Raw genomic sequence first — 20,834 nt, 5'->3', positions numbered from 1 at the left:
TTATTGCGCGAGCATGCGCACGTAATCCCCGTGTTCTACCTGTAGTGCCTTTGCCACATCTGGTGCGATAATTACTGACTCAGTGGCATGATCGTGCGCCGCTTTGGCAGCTACTGCTCTAAAGTTTTCAAAGGAAGTGTTACTGATCAAATAGTCGTTATCACTGCTGTGTTCGCTAATCGCGACTTTTGCGCGGAAAGAGTGACGCACTGATTCAATATTGCGTAGATCGCACTCAACGGTTGGACCACCATCGAAAATATCGACGTAGTTGCGGCAAGTGAACCCTTCTTTTTCTAATAAGCTCAGCGCAGGTTTAGTATTGTCATGCACCTGCCCAATGACCGCTTGCGCTTCTGGGCTGAGTAAATTGATATAGATAGGGAGTTTTGGCATCAAATCAGCAATAAAGCCTTTTTTGCCGATGCCGGTTAGATAATCCGCCATGGTAAAGTCGATACTGAAGAAGTTCTCTTGCAGCCATTGCCAAAACGGAGAGTTGCCCTCTTCGTCAGAGACGCCACGCATCTCGGCAAAAACGGTTTTTGAGAAGCGATGAGGATGTTCCGCCATCATCAAAAAACGGCACTTCGACATCAATCGTCCATTAAGACCACCACGGAATTTCTCACGCAAAAACAAGGTACAGATTTCGCTGCATCCGGTGTAGTTATTGCCAAAGGTCAGCAGCTTGACGACATTATTCACGCCAAGCTTGGGCGATGAATGGACGATGGTACTGATGTGGTAAGAATAAAATGGCACATCCCAACCAATCGATGCTTCAATCCCGGTACAGCCAGCGACTTCATCACTGTCACTGTCAAAACCGACCATAAGATAGCCTTCATCACCGGGTTCGGTCACTTGGGGTTTAGCAAAGCTATATTCTGAATGGGTGATACGGTTAGTCAGTAAATCTTGATTAACCGGTAGAGAAGTAAATCCGTGACCAGATTCAACCGCACAGGTATGCAGCGCATCATAGTCTGACATAGAGATAGGACGAACAACCAGCATCGATACTCCCTCCAGATACTGATATCAACCACGCTAGGCTAGCAATCTAGTCAGTCTAAACTGCCATCCAGTAATTCAATGTGCTTGATATAACGAGGCAAGTTCGACATCGCTTACCTCGTTTGATGTTTTAACTATTTTGTAAGTGTCGCTAGCGCTTTATCTAATTTATCAAGACCTTGCTCGATATCTTGCGGGCTGATCACCAAAGATGGCGTAAAGCGCACTACATTGGCTCCTGCGACCAGCACCATCAGACCTTGTTCACCCGCTGCCACCAACACATCACGAGCGCGACCTTGCCACTCGTCATTAAGCGCAGCGCCGAGCAGTAAACCTTTACCACGGATTTCGCTGAAGATCTGATACTTAGCATTGATTTTCTCTAGCCCAGCGCGGAACAGCGCTTCACGCTCTTTAACGCCAGCCAAAGTTTGTGGCTCACTCACCACATCAATCACAGCTTCTGCCACCGCACAAGCAAGCGGGTTACCGCCATAAGTTGAGCCATGAGTGCCCACTTTTAAATGCTCAGCCAGTTCATTGGTCGTCAGCATTGCGCCAATTGGGAAGCCGCCACCAAGAGATTTCGCGGTACTTAAAATATCCGGCGTAATACCCAAACCTTGGTAAGCGTAAAACTCACCAGTGCGCCCGTTACCGGTTTGCACTTCATCAAAGATCAGTAGCGCGTTGTGCTTATCACACAACTCACGCACGGTTTGAATAAATTCATCGGTGGGTGCAATAATGCCGCCTTCACCCTGCAATGGCTCCATCATGATCGCACAAGTACGATCCGAGATATGCGCGCGCAGAGCATCGACATCATTATATTCAAGGTGAGTGACATCTCCGGGCTTAGGACCAAAGCCATCTGAATAGGCTTCTTGACCGCCGACCGTCACAGTGAAAAATGTCCGCCCGTGGAAACCTTGTTTAAAGGCGATAATTTCTGATTTTTCCGCGCCATAAACATCCGCAGCGTAACGACGAGCCAGTTTGAGTGCCGCTTCATTAGCTTCAGCGCCAGAGTTAGCAAAGAAGACTTTGTCTGCAAAGCAGAGAGCGGTCAGTTTTTTCGCCAGACGCAGCGCTGGCTCATTGGTCATGACATTGCTTAAATGCCAGATTTTTTGGCTCTGCTCATTAAGCGCAGTAACCATTGCTGGGTGGCAATGACCTAAACAGCTCACGGCAATACCACCAGCAAAATCAATGTATTCATTGCCATGTTGATCCCAAACACGTGAGCCTTCACCTTTCACTGGGATCATTTCCATTGGGCTGTAACAAGGTACCATCACCTCGTCAAACAGCGCTCTTTGAACATTCATTTCTACCGTCATCGTACATTCCCTCTCGATACCGCATGCCAATGTAGGTTTTGTATCCTTACAAATAAGTATAGAAACAATTTTTTGTGTTATGCATTCCCTAACACGGCATTGTATTTACATTTAATTAACCAATTCAATAGTGATTTATGCTGTTTAAATAGAGAAAGATCACTTCACCAAAACAAGCTATGACTATTTATGCATCATTAAACGACTTTTATGAAGTAATTAATAGTTAAGATTGCCATAAGCTAAGCTTTAGAGTGCAGAGAAAGGGGTGAGATTCGAGATGATGGTGGATGTGAGAGTTGAGATGGTAGATACGAGAAGAGTAGAGGATTGAGAGATTAGAAATTAGATGAAATAGCTCAGAAATTAGAGTAGAGATAACCGGTTTCTTACCCACTAGAGAACGAATAGTTTTGCAAAACAGCCTCACAGACAAAACTGTAAAACAAATGTTAAAATAGTGAGCTAAATCGCCCTTTCTACACAGAGAGGCATTCTATTAGAAATGATCAGCGAGCGAGGAAGTTTGCCAGCAATTGATGACCTTGCTCAGTTTTAATCGACTCTGGATGGAACTGCACCGCGTCAATCGGTAGCGTCTTATGTTGGTAACCCATGATCTCATCCATTGAGCCATCTTCCAGCTCAGTCCAAGCGGTTAACTCAAAGCAATCTGGCAAGGTATCGCTTTTTACCACCAATGAATGGTAACGCGTTACAGTCAAAGGATTGTTCAAGCCTTTAAACACGCTCTCACCAGTATGACGAATCGGTGACGTCTTACCGTGCATCACTTGGCGTGCACGCACCACTTCGCCACCAAATACCTGTGCAATCGCTTGGTGACCAAGGCAGACACCTAAAATTGGCAGTTTACCCGCAAAATGCTCAATCGCTTGCAAGGAGATACCCGCTTCGTTTGGTGTGCACGGTCCTGGTGAAATGACTAGATGAGTCGGCTCAAGATCGGCTATTCCTTGCAGATCAATCCGATCATTACGCACAACTTGTACCTCCGTGCCCAGCTCACAAAAATACTGGTAGAGGTTATAGGTAAACGAATCGTAATTATCAATGATCAGCAACATGACGGATAAACAGCTCAATAATCAATCTTAGTCAGGGCGTGTATTGTGCAATAGTGCCCTATAAAGGCAAGTAAAAATTTTGCCGCTTAGAATAGAAAAAGGCCAGCATTTCGCTGACCTTCTTTTCGTCTTTCAATCGCTTATGGGCGACCAACAAAGCCTACCGCTTGGTAAACTTTTTCCAGTGTTTGTGCTGCGCGAGCAGATGCTTTTTCCGCACCCTGCTTCATCACTTGATCCATATAAGCACGGTCTGCACGAATACGGTGGTATTCCGCTTGGATAGGCTCGAGCATTGCAACCAGCGCTTCACCAACATCTTTCTTAAATGGACCGTACATCTCTACGCCTTGGTATTTAGCTTCAATTTCCGCAAAGCTCATGCCAGTTGCTGCAGAGTACAGACCCATTAGGTTTGAGATGCCCGCTTTGTTATCCCAATCTTGAGCAATGCGTGGCGGTGTCTCGGTATCCGTTTGTGCTTTGTTGATCTTCTTAATGATCGACTTAGGGTCTTCTAGCAGAGTGATCACGTTCTTACGGTTATCATCTGATTTAGACATTTTCTTCGTCGCATCTTGCAGGCTCATTACACGCGCATTCACCGTTGGAATGTACGGTTCTGGAACCACAAAGATTGGATCTTCTGGCGAATAGATGTTGTTAAAGCGAGTCGCGATATCACGCGCTAATTCAAGGTGCTGCTTCTGATCGTTACCTACTGGCACTTGGTGCGCGCCGTACAGCAGGATATCAGCAGCCATCAGCACTGGGTAGCCAAATAGACCCGCATTTACATCGTTAGCGTAACGAGCAGACTTATCCTTAAACTGAGTCATACGGCTCAATTCACCCATTTGGGTGTAGCAATTAAGAAGCCAGCCTAGTTGAGCGTGCTCTGGTGCATGTGACTGAACAAATAGCGTGCTCTTCTGTGGGTCAACACCAACTGCCAGACAGATTGCTAATGCATCTAGTGTCGCTTCATACAGCGCTTTAGGATCTTGACGAACCGTAATCGCATGAAGGTCAACTACGCAGTAGTGACAATCGTAATCGTCTTGCATTTGTTGCCATTGACGTAGAGCACCCAAGTAGTTACCGATACTTAGTTCACCAGAAGGTTGAACACCACTGAATACGATGGGTTTGCTCATGGATGGATTCCTTTGACTTCTTAATCTCATAAAATAGAAAAAACCTTACCTCTCTCTGTGATAGAGAAAAATAAGGTCATCTCAGTGTACTCATTGAAGAGTATTTTGCTAGTGATTTTGTTTTGCTTAAGCAGAAACAGCGATCACTTCGAGTAATTGGGCGATATTGTCTGCGACAAAATCTGGTTTGCTGGCAGAAATTGGCTCACCGTGGTTATAGCCATAAGTCAGAGCAAACGAACGACAACCCGCGTTTTTGGCCGCCAAGATATCGTTTTTCGAATCACCAACCATCAGCATTTCACTTGGCGTACAGCCATGCTTTTCCATCAGACAGTTCAATGCTACTGGGTTAGGTTTACGTTCAGGGAAAGCATCACCGCCTAACACATCACTAAAAAAGTCGGCGATGTTGTGCTGCGCCAGTACATCTGGCACAAACTTAGATGGCTTGTTAGTGACCAACGCCAAAGTAAAGCCCGCTTGCTTTAACTCCGCTAAAGTCTCTCTTACCTGTGGGTAAAGATGCGTCAATTTATGACCACTCTTTTCGTAGTAGTCATCAAACAGTTCACGTCCTTTTGCACGTAACTCTGGGCTTAACTCTGGATCGATATCGATGCTTTGGCTCAGTGCGCGAGCAATCAAAATATCGGCGCCATTACCGACGTAATCACGCACTTGTTCTTCGCTAACACCCGCGTAGCCTAATTCACGTACGGCTTGGTCAGCCGCCACGGCAAGATCCGGCACGCTATCTAGCAGCGTACCGTCAAGATCGAAAGCGATCAGTTTTAATTGTTTCAAAACTCTATCCTACAACTCTGCTGAACTTATTTAGCTTGCGCAAGCTCGGCACGCATTTCGTCGATCACTTGCTTGTAATCTGGCTGGCTAAAGATTGCCGAGCCTGCCACAAACATATCTGCGCCCGCTTCGGCGATTTCGCGAATGTTGTCCACTTTTACACCGCCATCGATTTCAAGGCGAATATCGCGACCGGATTCATAGATCATCTTACGTACTGCACGCAGCTTATCGAGTGTATTCGGGATAAATGACTGACCGCCAAAACCAGGGTTCACTGACATCAGTAGGATCATATCAACCTTGTCCATGATGTATTCAAGGTGCACAAGTGGCGTTGCAGGGTTTAGTACTACACCTGCTTTACAGCCATGTTCTTTGATCAGTTGCAAAGTACGGTCTACGTGCTCAGATGCTTCAATATGGAAAGTGATCATCGATGCGCCAGCTTTAGCAAAATCCGGGATAATGCGATCAACCGGTTTAACCATCAGATGTACATCGATTGGCGCAGTAATGCCGTAGTCACGCAGGGCTTTACACACTGGTGCACCAAAAGTCAGGTTTGGCACATAGTGGTTGTCCATAACGTCAAAGTGCACCACATCCGCACCGGCTGCGAGAACTTTCTCTACGTCTTCACCAAGACGAGCAAAATCCGCAGACAGAATCGAAGGAGCGATAAGGAAATCTTTCATACCTGACCTCAAAAAGTAAATTGGCTTCATTGCATAAATTTGGCGCAATTCTACCGAAGCGGTCAGGCAGATGATAGTAGTAGGTTAAGAAATGTGTAGCTTAGTCGTTATTTGGCTTAAACAGTGCCAGCAGTTCATCGACTTTATTGCGCCCTGCCCCATTGCGGCTAATGGTGCGCTTCACCTTCACCACATTAAGCTCTGCACCGTGATACAAACGACGAGTAAGCGTGGTGTCGTGGTTAGAGATCAATACTGGAATGCCACGCTGTTTGGCGGTAGTTTCGGCGATATCAGCCAGTGCCGCTTGGTCATCAAGCGAGAAACCATTACCTGCGTAAGAGGTAAAGTTAGCCGTAGTCGAAAGCGGTGCATAAGGTGGATCGCAATAGACAACACTGCCTTTGCGCGCACGTTTGAAGGTCTCTTGGTAACCTTCACAGACAAACGTAGCTTTTTTGGCTTTCTCAGCAAAAAACTCCAATTCTTTCTCTGGGAAATACGGTTTTTTGTAAGAGCCAAATGGGACATTGAAGCCGCCTTTTTTGTTGTAACGGCACAGGCCATTAAAACCAAAACGGTTCATATAGAGAAATGCTAACGAGCGATACATCACGTTGTCGGTTTGATTAAACTCAGCGCGAATATCGAGGTAGACTTCTTTGCGGTTGTTTTCGGCTACAAACCAGCGCTTAGCCTCAGAGATATACTCTTCTGGGCTCTCTTTCAGCAAGTTGTAGAGATTGATCAGGTCGGGATTGATATCCGCCAGCAGGTACTGCTCATAGTCAGTATTGAGAAATACAGAACCTGCACCTACGAACGGTTCTACCAGCTTGCGCGCTTCAGGCAGATGACGCTGAATATCTTCAACTAGTCCGTATTTACCGCCAGCCCATTTCAGGAAGGCACGCTGCTTTTTCATCGACTGCTCTATCTATCAACCACAAATTAAGGCTGCGGAATGTAACATATTTAACGCCATACCCAAAGCAATTGGCAGGCTGAATTAGGCTGACCGAGCAGAAAGTCACTGCTTTGGTCAACCTTGGTGCATAAAATGGTGCGTACCCTGCCAGTTATTCGCTGCGTGCGATTTCGCGTTGTACTTGATTGAGTGATTTCGCCCATGGTCCAAGCTTTTGGATTGGCTCTGGTAGATTACTCACCGCATCACGAGCAACTTGAATCGTTGGGTAATTATCATAGGTAATAATGAACCATTCGCGACCATCGCGCAGTGTCGGGTAAACGAGCGCGATATCATTCAAGTTATAGCGATCAAGAAAGTTCTGCACTTCCAATCGGCTATTCACCGCAGCAAGCTGTAAGGTATAGCTGCGCGGCGAGTAGCTGTTGAGCTGCTCTTTAGCAAACTCGAACGTGATTGGGGTCAACACATTAACCTGTGTCTCTCGTGGGATTTCTTCACGTGCATCATCAACCACTTGCTCAATCTCGGTGGTATCGACTTGCTCAGCTTCATTTTCTAATAAAGCATCCACCACTTCTGAGGTGATCACCACGCGTTGGGAGTTATCTTCAATCACTCCGACGCTTTCCGGCTTATCTGTCACCTCTGGCGGCAGTGCACTCGAATCATCTTCCACCGCTAAGCCATTACTATCTTGCTCACTCGCGAAGTCTGGCTCGGAATTATCTTGCTCTGCATCAGTAGCAGAAGACTCTGCAGTAGCAGGCTCTGTCTCATCCAAAGTAGGGATCACCGTTTGCTCAACTTGCCCAGTAATTTGCTGGGCGGTTTCATCCGGCGTTGGCTGAGCCATCATCCACCAATAACCGCCACCAATTAGTGCCAATAGCAGCAGTACAATGACCGCAATATTAAGCGGCGAACCGATAATAGAACGAATAACGACTTTCTTTTCCACTTTCTGATCTGCTAATGCCATGATTTCTCCCGGACGACGCGCAACGGTTCGGTACGCATGACGCACCCTTTTTTCTCTCTCATCTTCGACAAAGCGCATCACCAATTGTTCAAAAAAACGATCCGCTTCTTGCGAGCTAAGTGATTCAATTTCAAGTTCAATTGGCTTAATGTCTTGACCATGACTAAGACGACGAAAGAGCGCATCAAGACTGACTACGCGACTGAACAGCACAATATTGATCGTCCAGCGATTGCGCTGCTGTGCTTGTAGTAATAACAGCCAAAGCTCGGAAACAAGAGTCTCACTGAGCAGATGCGCATCATCGACAACAATGACGACGTTGCATGACTCATGTTCCATGTTGCGAGTAAAACTGTCGACCAGATTATCCGCCGGATTAAACAGCGGCTCGGAAAGCACTTGCGTCAAAATTGTCGTGCGACGCTGCTCGTCGGTTTGGTTGGGGTGGCACATCAGCAAGGCTTGGTTTTTATCATCCGCCCACGCTTCTAAAAAGCGTTGCGCTAACCAAGTTTTGCCCGCTCCAGCGGCGCCAGAGACAGTAATAAAATTAGACGTAAAATGGGTTAAGAGCTGCAAACGCTCTAACAATTCTATTTGGCTATCTAATTCCAACACTCTGGATTGATGTGTCACACTCATAGTATCAACCTAAGCTTTTAAGCTAAATCTCGAACACGCAACGGTTAAGCATTGCAATTAAAGTTCGCGGGCAAAATCGATTGCCTGTTCAATAATCTCTTCTGAGACGCCTTTAACCACTTCCGCACTGCCAATACTGGTCGGTAAAACCAGACGCAATTGACCAGCGAGCACTTTCTTATCACGCATCATATGACGCATAAAATCATCAAAGCTCATACTCTCTGGGGTATGAATTGGCAATTTGGCACGTTTGAGCAGCGCAATAATGCGATCCAGTTGCTCTTGGCTGATATCGCCAAGCAGTTGTGCGGTTTTTGCTGCCATCACAGTGCCAGATGAAACCGCTTCACCGTGCAGCCAGTTGCCATAGCCAAGCTCAGCTTCAATCGCATGACCAAAGGTATGACCAAGGTTCAACAAGGCGCGAATGCCTGACTCTTTTTCATCTTGCGCGACCACTTCAGCTTTGATTTCGCAGCAACGAGCAATTGCGTACGTCAGCGCTTTTTCATTCAAGGCATACAGCGCATCCAAATTTTGCTCTAGCCAATCGAAAAACGCCGCATCATAGATAATGCCGTACTTGATCACCTCAGCAATACCAGCAGCAAACTCACGCGGGGGCAACGTCGCAAGACAATTGGTGTCGATAATCACCGCTTTCGGTTGGTAGAAAGCACCAATCATGTTTTTACCAAGGGGATGGTTTACTGCCGTTTTACCGCCAACGGAAGAATCCACCTGAGATAATAAGGTGGTTGGGATCTGAATAAAATCCACACCGCGCTGATAACAAGAAGCAGCAAAACCAACTAAGTCGCCAATCACACCACCGCCTAAAGCAATGATCACTACATCGCGGCTATGGTTGTGCTCTAACAAGTAACTCATCACTTGTTCGAAGGTTGCTAAGCTTTTGTATTGCTCGCCATCTGGCAATTCAAGCAGAGTCGCTTGGCAGCCATGCTGTGCCAGCGTTGAGAGAATTTTTTCCGCATAGATTGGCGCAACCGTGACATTACTGATCACGACGACTTTCTGTTTTGCCGAACTATTAGGGTTAGAAAGAAAAGAAAGGTGGGCCGGATCATCAAATAATCCGGCGCCAATTGATATTGGATAGCTACGTTCGCCTAAGCTGACCGTAATCCGTTCCATGGTTATGCTCCAATTCGAAATAAGTAAGTCTTATCTCTCTTCTAGCATTTTTACGATCTGGTTGGCTACCACTTTTGCACTTTGATCATCTGTGCGTACAGTGTAATCCGCAATTTCAGCATATAGCGGGTTGCGTTCTTCAGCCAGAGACTCTAGTACATCACGTGGTTCGTCCGTTTGTAGCAAAGGACGCTTTTTGTCACGGTTTGTACGTGCAAGTTGTTTTTCAATGGTTGTCTCTAGGTATACAACGATACCGCGAGCAGATAGACGGTTACGGTTTTCTTTGCTCAGGATTGAACCACCACCCGTCGCAAGTACGATACCTTGCTCTTCGGTTAGGTCGTTAATCACTTTCTCTTCGCGAGCGCGGAAGCCTTCTTCACCTTCAACATCGAATACCCAAGCGATATCTGCGCCAGTGCGTTCTTCGATGACAGTGTCTGAGTCAACAAACTCCATATGAAGCTGTTGAGCTAGATGTCTACCAATTGTACTTTTGCCGGCTCCCATTGGGCCAACAAGGAAAATATTGCGTTTCTCAGCCATGTTTTAGCAGTAATTTACAACGTTAATTCAATGACATCGCCACAAGAAGGGACAGCGTTAAGCTGACTTAGAAGATGCTTGTGACACCGATTCCTCACAGATATTTCGTGATAAGACCCGAAATTATCTAGATAAGGTCGACCTAATGCAAATTTATTTTCTATTTAGTGCACAACTACTTTGGGCGTAACGAAAATAAGTAGCTCACTTTTACCCAGTTGTTGATAGCTACGACGAAACAGTGAGCCCAATAATGGCAGGTCACCAAGTAGCGGAACTTTATCCACCGTATCTGTCACGCTGTGCTGATAAATGCCCCCCAAGACAATCGTTTGACCATTTTCCACCAATACTTGTGTACCAATCCGCTGGGTATTAATTGAGACCGCTTCGCCAGTACCGGTTTGTAATACTTCACCCGGTCGGTCTTGTGTAACATCTAAATCAAGAATCAATCGATTATCAGGGGTAATTTGCGGCGTTACTTTAAGGCTTAATACCGCTTTTTTAAAGGAAACTGATGTCGCGCCACTCGACGCAGCTTCCAAATATGGAATTTCCGTCCCTTGTTCGATATAAGCCGCCTGTTTATTGGTGGTAATTAAACGCGGACTGGAGATCACTTCCGCCTTTGATTCGCGCTGCAATGCCGACAGTTCCAAATCGAGTAACGTCCCGCCACCCAGTTTTGCCACTTGGAAAGCAATGCTGGAAGAGCTCAACGCCGCGGCTGCTAGATTCACGTTGAGCAAATCGGCAACATCGCCGCTATGATAATCATACAACTGTGCTTGGTTACGTTGAGCGAAATTACCATCAAGCGTTGCGCCAAGCTTGCCATCATTGGAATTGATGCTCCAGCGCACGCCCAACTCATCAAGGGTTCCTTCACTCACCGTGACAATCCGCGCTTCTATTTGCACTTGCTTGATAGGGACATCGAGTGAAGCAACGATTTCCCGTACCCGATTAATATTGGTTGGAAAGTCGTGAATCAGCAAGGTGTTGGTTCGCTCATCAACCTGAAGGGAGCCTTGTTCTGATAGCATGCCTCCTTGGGTCGGTGAGATTAACGTTGCAATATCCTGCGCATTGGCAAAGTTAATTTTGATCAGTTGCGATTGCCGCGAGCGTTGTGAATTATCACGCTCTCTCTGCTGCTGGCGCAGCCTTTCTTGAGCCAACTCGTCAATGGGCGCCACCAGCATCACATTGCCTTCAATGTATTTATCTAATCCCTTGGCTTGCAGCAAAATATCCAGAACTTGCTGCCAAGGCACTTCATCTAAACGCATGGTCAGGTTACCCGTCACCGAATCAGAAACCACCAAATTCAATTGATTGTATTCAGCCAACATCTGCAGCACGCGACGTACAGGAATATCTTGAAAATTAATCGAGATACGCTGCTCGCGATCGATATCTGTCAGCAGACTATTTTGAGATGCTGAAGCCATGATCACCACTTCAATATAGTGCTGCTTTATCTGATAGTGATATCGATAGTCACCCTCGATGTTGACGACAAATTGCACGCGACCTTGCTGCTCTCGCAGCTCGATGGTTTGGACATTGGTAGCAAAATCACGCACATCGTATTGGCTAAGCTGGGATGGCAAGATCGTCGTGTCAGGCAAATCAATCACTAAACCTTGGCTCTTTTTGCGCACATCTAGGGCAATACTGCGATTGCTCAGCTCTATGACTAAATGACCATTTCTCTCGCTGTCTAACTTAAAGTCTAAGCCGACAAATTCATTCCCCGTAGTGCCTGCATGCGAAGTCAGTGAACACAGCAAAACAACCGCAAGCCAAAGATTGCGAAGTAAAAAGGTATGCTTCATCGACGGCTCCTTTGTGCCAATGTTAGCTTGGTCAATGATCGCAAGGAGCTAGCCTCCACGCTTGTGGATTGCAAATAGACGAAGTCTTCGCCAACCTCGCGAACAACAAACGAGCGTTGCGAATCACTAAGCTCAAGTACTTGTCCCTGTTGTTTTTGCACCAACCGCTCATCAAGCAGTTGGAATAGTGCAATCTTGCCAGAATGTCCATGTATGACGCCGGATAAGCGCACTTGGGCGAAGAGCGGATCCGATGGCTCCAACTCAATTACCGACGTCTGCTCTGACTCAAGCGGCACAAGTGGCTGCGCAGGTTTGACAACATTTGACGGCAACACAAACGGGGAGCGGCGCTCCTGCTCTTGGTAACGCAAGACTTCCAGTTTTTGTTCTCCAGCCACCTCTAGTTCAACGACTGGCTGAGAGATAAAGCGATAAGGCGCGAGATCGCTCTGTTCAGCATCACAGCCAGTTAAAAACAGCAGCGCAATCCAGAGCTTGGCTTTATTGTCCATTTTGTTTCTCCTGTAGCACGGCTGGTTTTGCTTGATAGCTGGTGCCACTGATGCGCATTGATACTTGTTGCCCCTCTACATGACTGCGCCAGAGGGTAAAATCTTTGACGTGCACCCAGTGCGGGATAGCTGCAAGACCTTGGCTAAAGCGGGCTATTTGGTGGTAATTACCACTAAGCTCCAACATCAGTGGCAACTCAACAAAATCGCTTTGCAATTTCGGCTCTCCCCAATCCAGATGAACAAAAGAGATCTGTTGCTGATGACCTTGTTGATTGATGGCTTGCAGCAGCGCCGACATCTCACCTTGCGAGAGTAAACGGCTTGAAAAAGCCTGCTCACGCGCGATCTCTTGTGCGAGCATTAAACGATATTGAGACAGCTGCTTGACCGTTTGACGAGCTGTATCAATGGTGGTTTTAAGTGTGTGCTCTTGCTGACGTAACTGTTCGAGGTGTGACAGTTGCGGTTTGAGCAATAGCGCATATCCGCTTATCAGCCCTAACGCCGTTATCCCAGCTAAGAGCGCCAATTTAAGCCAGCAAGGCTTGTACGCTATTTCACTGATTTCAAAATCAAGCATCAACTCACTCCCCCTTAACGTCTAAACGCAAATGAAAAGAGAGATGAAAAGCCTGATAGTTTTGCCGCCAACGTTGCTGCTGGTGAAGAATCGAGCGAACACTTAGCTCATTAATATAAGCAGAGTTTTGTAAACGCTCAGCTAACAGCGTCAGCGCCTGACTGGTATGAGCAAAACCCTTTAGCTCTACTTGTAAGTCGCGCGTTTCAACTCGTTCAAGATAAATCCCATCCGGTACATGCTGAGCGAATAAACTCATCAAGCGGGTTACCTTAGAGCGTTGTCTCTCTAAACTCTCGAAGTGCTGATTCTTTTGCTCTACTTGCTGAAGTTGTTGCAAAAGCCTCTGCAGTTGCTTTTGCTCCAATAACCATTGGTCTAGCTGGGTTTGCAAAAAGCTGACTCTTTGCTGCTGCAACACCTGCTGGTTGGCAATCAAACTCTTTGCGCCCAACAGAATAAGCAGCGTCAAAATCAGGCTCACAACCAACCAAGCTCGCCATTGATTTCGCTTAGCTTGGCGATACTGCTCGCGCCATGGCAGTAGGTTGATGCTATGCAACATCTCGCTTCTCCTGCCAATCGCTTCCCAACAGCGCCAGTCCCGTTGCTAACGCGCAATCATAACCGTGACTTGCAAGCTGAACGCCTTGATGTTCGAACAAGCTCAAAGGATCAAACAAACAGCATTTAAGCCCTAATTGTGCAGCAAGAGCATCGCTGAGAGTTAAGGCTGCAAACTCACCGCCCGTAAGCCAGATCCCGCCAATAGCTTCTCGCTCGACACTCGACATCAGTTGCCACTGGCGTAATACATGTTGCATGACTACTTCCACCAGCGGTTCAACTTGCTGACCTAACGCCGCATCAAAAGCGAACTCTCTGCACCACGGTGCTTGCTCGGCATGGTCATACACCAATGTGGCGCGAGTGGTAGCGATATCTAACAGCAGCCAGTTGTCCAACTGCGTTTTCTTCGCCATCGCTTGCCATAAACGAACCAATGCATGCTGATGTGAATCGCACAACAAGGGAGTAAAGCCAGCTTGGTGAAATGCTGTGGCATAGTTATCTACCACCGATCTCTTGCTAGCATACACTTGCACCGCTTGCGTTAACGATGCAGGCGCGGGCGCAAGCAGTTCGTAATCAAGATAAAGCTCTTCCACTTGATAGGCAGATTGATGAGAAAAAGCCTCAATAATGGCATACTCTTTTTCTTGAGCAGACAAGGCTTTATCTATCTGCAGCAATTTCGAGATAACACAGTCATCAGGTATCGCAAAAGCAACCGAGCGCATAAACAGAGGCAAAGCCTTTCTAAGTTGCTTTAGTTTCTTTACAATTTCCTGATGATTTAACAGGTGGTTATCGGAGAAAATAATAGCTTCGACCGCCAACTCTCGAACAGAGACGAGAGTGAGACGACCTTTTACTGGTTTGATAACAACGGCTTTAATGCTGTAATGACCAATATCAACGCCAGTGATTAATGAATAACTCATATCGCTGTGCTCCAGGCATCGGTGACAATTTGCGAAAACAGCATGGTTGCCGATAAAGAAGCACAACATTAACGCAAGCTAAATTGTTAGCTAAGGTTACAAGGCATTAGGTCTTGCTGACCTCAATCAATCAGGGAATATCCGGTGAAGTTCATAAAGCGATTGCTCATTTTCATTGTGGTTTGCATGATCCTTGGAGTGGGAACTATTTTTGGTTTCTATCTTTACGTTAAACCAGAACTGCCAGACGTGGCGACTTTGCGAGACGTGAAACTTCAAACGCCAATGCAAGTCTATAGCCAAGATGGCAAACTGATTTCTCAGTTCGGTGAAAAACGCCGTATTCCAGTGAAATATGACGAAATCCCGCCACATCTTGTTGAAGCCTTAATCGCGACTGAAGACAGCCGCTTCTACGATCACTACGGCATTGATCCTATCGGTATCACTCGCGCAGCAATCGTGGTAGCAATGTCAGGTTCTGCCAAACAAGGTGCAAGTACCATTACCCAACAGCTTGCGCGTAACTTCTTCTTATCCAACGAGAAGAAGATCATGCGTAAGATTAAAGAGATCTTTATTGCGATCCATATTGAGCAACTTCTTAGCAAGCAAGAGATCATGGAGCTGTATGTAAACAAGATTTTCTTGGGACATCGCTCATACGGTTTTGGTGCCGCAGCACGTGTTTACTTTGGTAAAGATCTTAGCCAGTTGACTTTGAGCGAAATTGCCACCTTAGCGGGCATGCCTAAAGCGCCTTCGACTATGAACCCAATCTACTCGATTGAACGTGCGACCAACCGTCGTAACGTGGTTCTGCTGCGTATGTTGGATGAGAAATACATCACTCAGGAAGAGTACGAGCAAGCGCGTGCAGAGACGATTGTCTCTCGTTATCACGGCGCCGAGATTGAGCTTAGCGCGCCATATGTGGCAGAGCTGGCGCGTGCTTGGATGGTAGAACGTTACGGTGAAGATGCGTATACCTCAGGTATGAACGTCTACACCACGGTGAACTCAAAGCTACAAAGCGCAGCCAATGATGCCGCCATCAATAACCTGCTTGCTTACGATGAACGCCATGGCTACCGCGGCGCTGAAAAAGTGCTGTGGAAACCAAATGCAGCGCCAATGACGGCTGAGCAAATTGAAAAAACGCTGCGTAACGTCCCAACTTACGGTGAGCTAACGCCGGCAGTTGTCACTAACGTTGCGGCAAAATCAGCAACCGTCACCATTAAAAATGTCGGTGAAGCAAAACTGGATTGGGATGGCATTAAGTGGGCACGTCAATTCCGCACTGATGAACGCCAAGGTCCTGCACCGAAGAAAGCAAGTGATGTACTCGAAGTGGGTGAGCAGATTTGGGTGCGCCAAATTGCCAATCAACAAGAGGAAGGTGACGTAGTTTATCACTGGCAACTAAGCCAAGTGCCAAACGCCAACACCGCATTTGTCGCAATGAACCCTGAAAATGGTGCGGTACTATCACTGGTAGGCGGCTTTAACTTTGTGCATAACAAGTTTAATCGCGCCACTATGTCGGTACGCCAAGTGGGCTCAAGTATTAAGCCATTTATCTACTCAGCAGCAATCGATAAAGGTTTAACACTCGCAACCCTGATTAACGATGCGCCAATCAACCAATGGGATCAAAGCCAAGGCACTGCATGGCGTCCGAAGAACTCACCACCAACTTATGTCGGTCCTACCCGTCTGCGTATCGGTCTTGCCCAATCGAAGAACGTAATGGCGGTACGCGTTTTACGTGAAGTGGGCTTGGATGACACCCGTCACTACCTCACTCGCTTTGGTTTTGCCATTGATGATGTGCCACGTTCAGAAACCATTGCGCTTGGCGCGGGCAGCTTAACACCGATGAAAATGGCGCAAGGCTACTCAGTATTTGCTAACGGTGGTTACTATGTTGAGCCTTACTACATCGAGAAAGTAACCGGTCCTTACGGTGATATGGAATTTGAAGCTGCGCCAAAAACCATTTGTCAGCAAAACTGCCCAGCAACACAAATTGCCCCAGTAGCTCAAGCTGACCAACCAGAAAATGAGTTTAACGAACAAGATATCTCAACGGGTAGCGAAGCTGAAGAAACTGCAAAAGTTGAATCACCTTATGCTCCGCAAGTGATCTCTGAGCAAACTGCATTCCTTGTACGTGAAATGATGTACAGCAACATTTGGGGCGGCGGTAGCTGGCGTGATGGCACAGGCTGGAACGGTACGGGCTGGCGAGCACAAAAACTGAAACGTCGTGATATCGGCGGTAAAACCGGTACCACCAATGATTCGAAAGATACTTGGTACAACGGTTATGGTCCGGGTGTTGTCGCGATTGCATGGGTTGGCTTTGATGATCACAGCCGCACTCTAGGTCGCACGACACAAAACGCAAACCTTGGAAAAGGTCAAATCACTGGCGCTGAGTCTGGGGCGAAAACCGCAGAACCAGCTTGGATCGACTTTATGCATACGGCACTGTCGCTCAATGCTGAACAAGACAAAGATATCCCGCCGGGTATCGTGCGTATTCGTATTGACCGCGATTCAGGTCTACTGACCAATAAAGTCGATGGTACGTCGATGTTTGAGTACTTCCGTGAAGGTCATGAGCCAACAGAGTATGTCTCTGAAGAGCTCACCGATACTATCTACTCAAGTGACGAAGGCGAAGAGCTGTTCTAGACACCTTCTCAAGTCATAAACGCAAAGAGGTTGGCAATGCCAACCTCTTTTTTATTCCAATCAAACAGTGTGAATTAAGCTTCAAGCTGCTGCTTAATTGTCTCTGCCAATTGCTCAAAGCGCGCTCTAAATGGCGAACCTGGGCGATAAGCCACAACAATACTGCGCGTCGGCTCCGGGTTGACTGCTCGCACGTAGCAAACGCCATCTTTGATCTTCTCTTTTGGCAGCGCCAGTTTTGGTAGCAAGGTGATCCCTGCTCCTGCTGCGACCATGTTGCGTAAGGTCTCTAGACTGGTTGCTTTAAAACGCTCATCATCTTTAGCGCCCGCAGCAAAGCAAAAGCCTAACGCGTGGTCGCGTAAACAATGCCCATCACCCAACGCTAAAACCGTGCGTCCATTGAGCTCTAACATGTCGATTTCATCCAGCGATGCCCATTCATGCTCGCAAGGCACGGCTACACTTAATGGCTCACTGTAAACTTCAATTTCTTTAAACTGCGCCGTTTCTTCTACCGCCGCTAACACCAAACAATCCAGCTTGCCGTCTTCAAGTTGATGAACAAGTTGCTGAGTTTGTGCCTCATGCAGATAAAGCTCAAGCTCAGGAAACTGCTCTTTCAACTTAGGAACAATACGCGGCAGAATGTAAGGACCCACCGTCGGGATAAAACCAATGTGCATCGGTCCTGTCATCGCGCCACTTTGATCGCTTGCCATATCGCGGAACAGCTTCACCTCACTGAGGATTTTTTTCGCCTGCTCGACCAGCTGCAAACCCGCATCGGTAAACAACACGCGACGACTGCTGCGTTCTAATAGCGCGGTACCTAGCTCATCTTCCAGCTTACGGATCTGCCCGCTTAGGGTCGGCTGACTAACAAAGCAGGCTTCCGCCGCTTTACGAAAATGATTGTGCTCAGCCAAGGCGACTAAGTATTCGAAATCACGAATATTCATAAACCATCCTTTACCAATAGGATCAAACTATCAAAATCATAACACCAAACGTTAATGACTATCAAAGCCATCGTCTTAAACGATTAGTGCGATTAATAAAAATTTTTATAATAACTGCAAAGAAAAAAGATTGAGTCCACCCAACTCTCAGATATATTACCAACGAACAATATCGTTAATAAGGATTTAACCATGTTTACATCAAAAGAAGGTCAAGCTGTACCACAAGTTACTTTTCCAACTCGCCAAGGTGATGCTTGGGTTAACGTAACGACTGACGATCTATTCAAAGACAAGACCGTTATCGTATTCAGCTTACCTGGTGCATTTACTCCGACTTGTTCATCAAGCCACCTACCTCGCTACAACGAGCTATTCTCTGTATTCAAAGAGCACGGCGTTGATGACATCCTATGTGTTTCTGTAAATGACACTTTCGTAATGAACGCATGGAAAGCAGACCAAGAAGCAGAAAACATCACGTTCATCCCAGATGGTAACGGTGATTTTACTGACGGCATGGGTATGCTGGTTGAGAAAAACGATCTAGGCTTCGGCAAGCGTTCATGGCGTTACAGCATGCTAGTGAAAAACGGTGTGGTTGAGAAAATGTTCGTTGAAGAAAACGTACCAGGCGACCCGTTCAAAGTCTCTGATGCAGACACTATGCTGAACTACATTGCGCCAGAGCACAAAGAGCAAGCGTCAATCACAGTATTCACAAAACCTGGTTGCCCATTCTGTATGAAAGCAAAACAGAACCTAATCGACAAAGGTCTGAACTACGAAGAGCTTGTACTAGGTAAAGACGCAACCACGGTGAGCCTACGTGCAATCACGGGTCGCACGACGGTTCCTCAAGTATTTATCGGTGGTAAACACATCGGTGGCAGCGAAGAGCTAGAAGCTTACCTAGGCTAATCCCCTAGCCGATTTAAGCTAAATAGAAAGGCGATGGCTAATTGGCTATCGCCTTTTTTCATTTCTACTTCGGGAGCGAAGTGGAATAACCACCCAGCGCATCCAAAGGTGCAATGCTAACAACCCAGTAAAACCAACCATCGCAGTAATCAACGCGATAGATTCAATGCTCTTAGGAGTATCACGAAACATCAGCCACCAGCTCACCATACTCAGTAGCGATAATCCGCTCAGCTGATAGACGCAGCGCATGCAGCGCCCAATCTTGCGCCAAAACCAGTTCTGTTGGCAGGTATTACAACTCATGTTTATCACTTACAAGGAAGAGTGAACCACATTGTAGTCCCTTCCTTTATCCGTTGGTAATAGCAAAGCGCGATATGGGGAGTCGATCAAAAATGAAAAGTAAGCTTCGCCAGATAACAGTAGCACGTCATTGGTGTACCTTGTTGCTTCAAAAATAATCAAAATAAAATCCCAGTTTACTAGGGATTAATCTCGAGATATTGAGGAGAAGTAAAGTGAGTACTGAATTAAAAACTGCATTAGTTATGGGTTCGAGTTGGTTTGTGATTGGTTTTAGTGCCATCGTGTTGGTAAGCCTGCACGCCATGCACTAACCTTCCTCTTCCTAATCAGAGTCACAGCGTTGTTGAGCTGCACTCTCAAACCTCATCACATAGTTCACTATGCTCAGAGGCTTTGCTCATTTGTTCGCCTAGCTGTGATTCTAATTAGTTTGAGGAGTCCTCCTGCCTATTTGGTGCTATAGCGTCGTTAACCTACACTCGAAAATCTCATCACATAGTTCACTATGCTCAGAGACTTTTCTCATTTGGTTGCCTAGCTATAACACCAACTAGTTTGGAGAAAGACTTTCATATTGATGCTGAACTTGAAAGCCTAATCACATAATTATCTATGTGATTAGGCTTTGTCTTATGTTCTTGTCCAACGCAATCACGCCACTCAAATTCGTCCACCTCATTAGGTAAAAGTTCAGGACGAACTTTTAGGTTTTCGGTGTCGGGAACGCCTAAAACCGACCGAACAGCGCACTCGAGACTAAAGCGCCTTTCTGATGACTCTTTGGCGCAGCAAAGAGTTATTGGACCGCTAACACAGAGTCAAGGAATACGACAAGCTAATAAGCGGGACATCCCCTTCCCCTGTTGCTACTGTCTCGTCCTAAAATACGTTGACAGTTTTATGCTAAGCCAACTGCGTTAGCAGCTGGCTTTTTTCATGAACCTCATTTGGGGTTTTCATCCCGAGGCTAAGATGTGGTCTCATATTGTTATAGATACTAATAGACTCTTTTACTAGTTGGTTGAGCTCTTTGATGTCTTGACACCTATTGAGTAGGAACTCTTGTTTTAGTATCCCATTGACTCTCTCTGCTAACGCATTCTTC

At 46.5% G+C, this 20,834-nt stretch carries 20 protein-coding genes; 2 read left to right on the top strand and 18 right to left on the bottom strand.

The window, feature by feature from the left end; genetic code table 11:
• The 15 genes from astA to pilM all read right to left on the bottom strand — a co-directional run bounded on the left by astA (position 1) and on the right by pilM (position 14,834).
• Positions 1–1,020: an arginine N-succinyltransferase gene (astA, locus tag DPF93_RS17160; RefSeq protein ID WP_114767330.1), complete on the bottom strand. Its 1,020-nt coding sequence runs from the start codon at positions 1,018–1,020 to the stop codon at positions 1–3.
• 134 nt (positions 1,021–1,154) lie between these two features.
• Positions 1,155–2,369, bottom strand: coding sequence for an aspartate aminotransferase family protein (locus DPF93_RS17155; protein WP_114767329.1), 1,215 nt, complete (start codon positions 2,367–2,369; stop codon positions 1,155–1,157).
• Between the two features lie 509 nt (positions 2,370–2,878).
• Positions 2,879–3,457, bottom strand: coding sequence for an aminodeoxychorismate/anthranilate synthase component II (locus DPF93_RS17150; RefSeq protein WP_114767328.1), 579 nt, complete (start codon positions 3,455–3,457; stop codon positions 2,879–2,881).
• 140 nt (positions 3,458–3,597) lie between these two features.
• On the bottom strand, positions 3,598–4,614 hold the full coding sequence (trpS, locus tag DPF93_RS17145; protein WP_114767327.1) for a tryptophan--tRNA ligase: 1,017 nt from the start codon (positions 4,612–4,614) through the stop codon (positions 3,598–3,600).
• Between the two features lie 126 nt (positions 4,615–4,740).
• Positions 4,741–5,421, bottom strand: a complete 681-nt coding sequence (locus DPF93_RS17140) for a phosphoglycolate phosphatase (RefSeq protein WP_114767326.1) — start codon at positions 5,419–5,421, stop codon at positions 4,741–4,743.
• A gap of 26 nt (positions 5,422–5,447) precedes the next feature.
• Entirely contained in the window at positions 5,448–6,119 is a 672-nt protein-coding gene (rpe, locus tag DPF93_RS17135; RefSeq protein ID WP_114767325.1) for a ribulose-phosphate 3-epimerase, read from the bottom strand.
• Positions 6,120–6,219: 100 nt separating this feature from the next.
• Positions 6,220–7,044 (bottom strand): Dam family site-specific DNA-(adenine-N6)-methyltransferase, encoded by an 825-nt coding sequence (locus DPF93_RS17130; RefSeq protein WP_114767324.1) that lies wholly within the window; start codon positions 7,042–7,044, stop codon positions 6,220–6,222.
• A gap of 154 nt (positions 7,045–7,198) precedes the next feature.
• Positions 7,199–8,677, bottom strand: a complete 1,479-nt coding sequence (locus DPF93_RS17125; protein ID WP_114767323.1) for an SPOR domain-containing protein — start codon at positions 8,675–8,677, stop codon at positions 7,199–7,201.
• 57 nt (positions 8,678–8,734) lie between these two features.
• Positions 8,735–9,838, bottom strand: a complete 1,104-nt coding sequence (gene aroB, locus DPF93_RS17120) for a 3-dehydroquinate synthase (RefSeq protein ID WP_114767322.1) — start codon at positions 9,836–9,838, stop codon at positions 8,735–8,737.
• Between the two features lie 30 nt (positions 9,839–9,868).
• A complete protein-coding gene (gene aroK / locus DPF93_RS17115; RefSeq protein WP_114767321.1) occupies positions 9,869–10,387 on the bottom strand; it encodes a shikimate kinase AroK in 519 nt (172 codons plus the stop codon).
• A 164-nt stretch (positions 10,388–10,551) separates the two neighbouring features.
• Positions 10,552–12,231, bottom strand: a complete 1,680-nt coding sequence (locus tag DPF93_RS17110) for a type IV pilus secretin PilQ (RefSeq protein ID WP_114767320.1) — start codon at positions 12,229–12,231, stop codon at positions 10,552–10,554.
• On the bottom strand, positions 12,228–12,746 hold the full coding sequence (locus DPF93_RS17105; protein ID WP_114767319.1) for a hypothetical protein: 519 nt from the start codon (positions 12,744–12,746) through the stop codon (positions 12,228–12,230). The genes DPF93_RS17110 and DPF93_RS17105 overlap by 4 nt, the downstream gene beginning before the upstream one ends.
• Positions 12,736–13,329, bottom strand: coding sequence for a type IV pilus inner membrane component PilO (locus DPF93_RS17100; RefSeq protein ID WP_114767318.1), 594 nt, complete (start codon positions 13,327–13,329; stop codon positions 12,736–12,738). The genes DPF93_RS17105 and DPF93_RS17100 overlap by 11 nt, the downstream gene beginning before the upstream one ends.
• Before the next feature lie 4 nt (positions 13,330–13,333).
• Positions 13,334–13,894 carry a PilN domain-containing protein gene (locus DPF93_RS17095; RefSeq protein WP_114767317.1) on the bottom strand — a complete coding sequence of 187 codons (561 nt, stop codon included), beginning with the start codon at positions 13,892–13,894 and terminating at the stop codon, positions 13,334–13,336.
• Entirely contained in the window at positions 13,884–14,834 is a 951-nt protein-coding gene (gene pilM / locus DPF93_RS17090) for a type IV pilus assembly protein PilM (protein ID WP_164675391.1), read from the bottom strand. Before pilM ends, DPF93_RS17095 begins: the two co-directional genes overlap by 11 nt.
• Before the next feature lie 144 nt (positions 14,835–14,978).
• Between pilM and DPF93_RS17085 the strand changes: the two genes are divergently transcribed.
• Positions 14,979–17,537, top strand: coding sequence for a penicillin-binding protein 1A (locus DPF93_RS17085; RefSeq protein WP_114767315.1), 2,559 nt, complete (start codon positions 14,979–14,981; stop codon positions 17,535–17,537).
• 74 nt (positions 17,538–17,611) lie between these two features.
• Here the strand turns inward: DPF93_RS17085 and oxyR are convergent, their stop codons facing one another.
• On the bottom strand, positions 17,612–18,499 hold the full coding sequence (gene oxyR, locus DPF93_RS17080) for a DNA-binding transcriptional regulator OxyR (protein WP_075651854.1): 888 nt from the start codon (positions 18,497–18,499) through the stop codon (positions 17,612–17,614).
• Between the two features lie 192 nt (positions 18,500–18,691).
• On the opposite strand from oxyR, the gene DPF93_RS17075 reads away from it, so the two are divergent.
• Complete coding sequence (locus tag DPF93_RS17075) at positions 18,692–19,420, top strand: glutathione peroxidase (protein WP_114767314.1); 729 nt, start codon at positions 18,692–18,694, stop codon at positions 19,418–19,420.
• Between the two features lie 45 nt (positions 19,421–19,465).
• Here DPF93_RS17075 and DPF93_RS17070 read toward each other — a convergent pair whose 3' ends face one another.
• A complete protein-coding gene (locus DPF93_RS17070) occupies positions 19,466–19,726 on the bottom strand; it encodes a DUF3624 domain-containing protein (RefSeq protein ID WP_114767313.1) in 261 nt (86 codons plus the stop codon).
• Between the two features lie 906 nt (positions 19,727–20,632).
• Positions 20,633–20,834: integrase core domain-containing protein (locus tag DPF93_RS17065; RefSeq protein ID WP_164675390.1), on the bottom strand; the 202-nt coding region annotated here is incomplete at its 5' end.

Origin of the sequence: Vibrio rhodolitus, from assembly GCF_003350325.1 — a bacterium.
Taxonomy (GTDB): Bacteria; Pseudomonadota; Gammaproteobacteria; order Enterobacterales; family Vibrionaceae; genus Vibrio; species Vibrio rhodolitus.
This window is presented reverse-complemented; position numbering and strand designations above follow the sequence as displayed.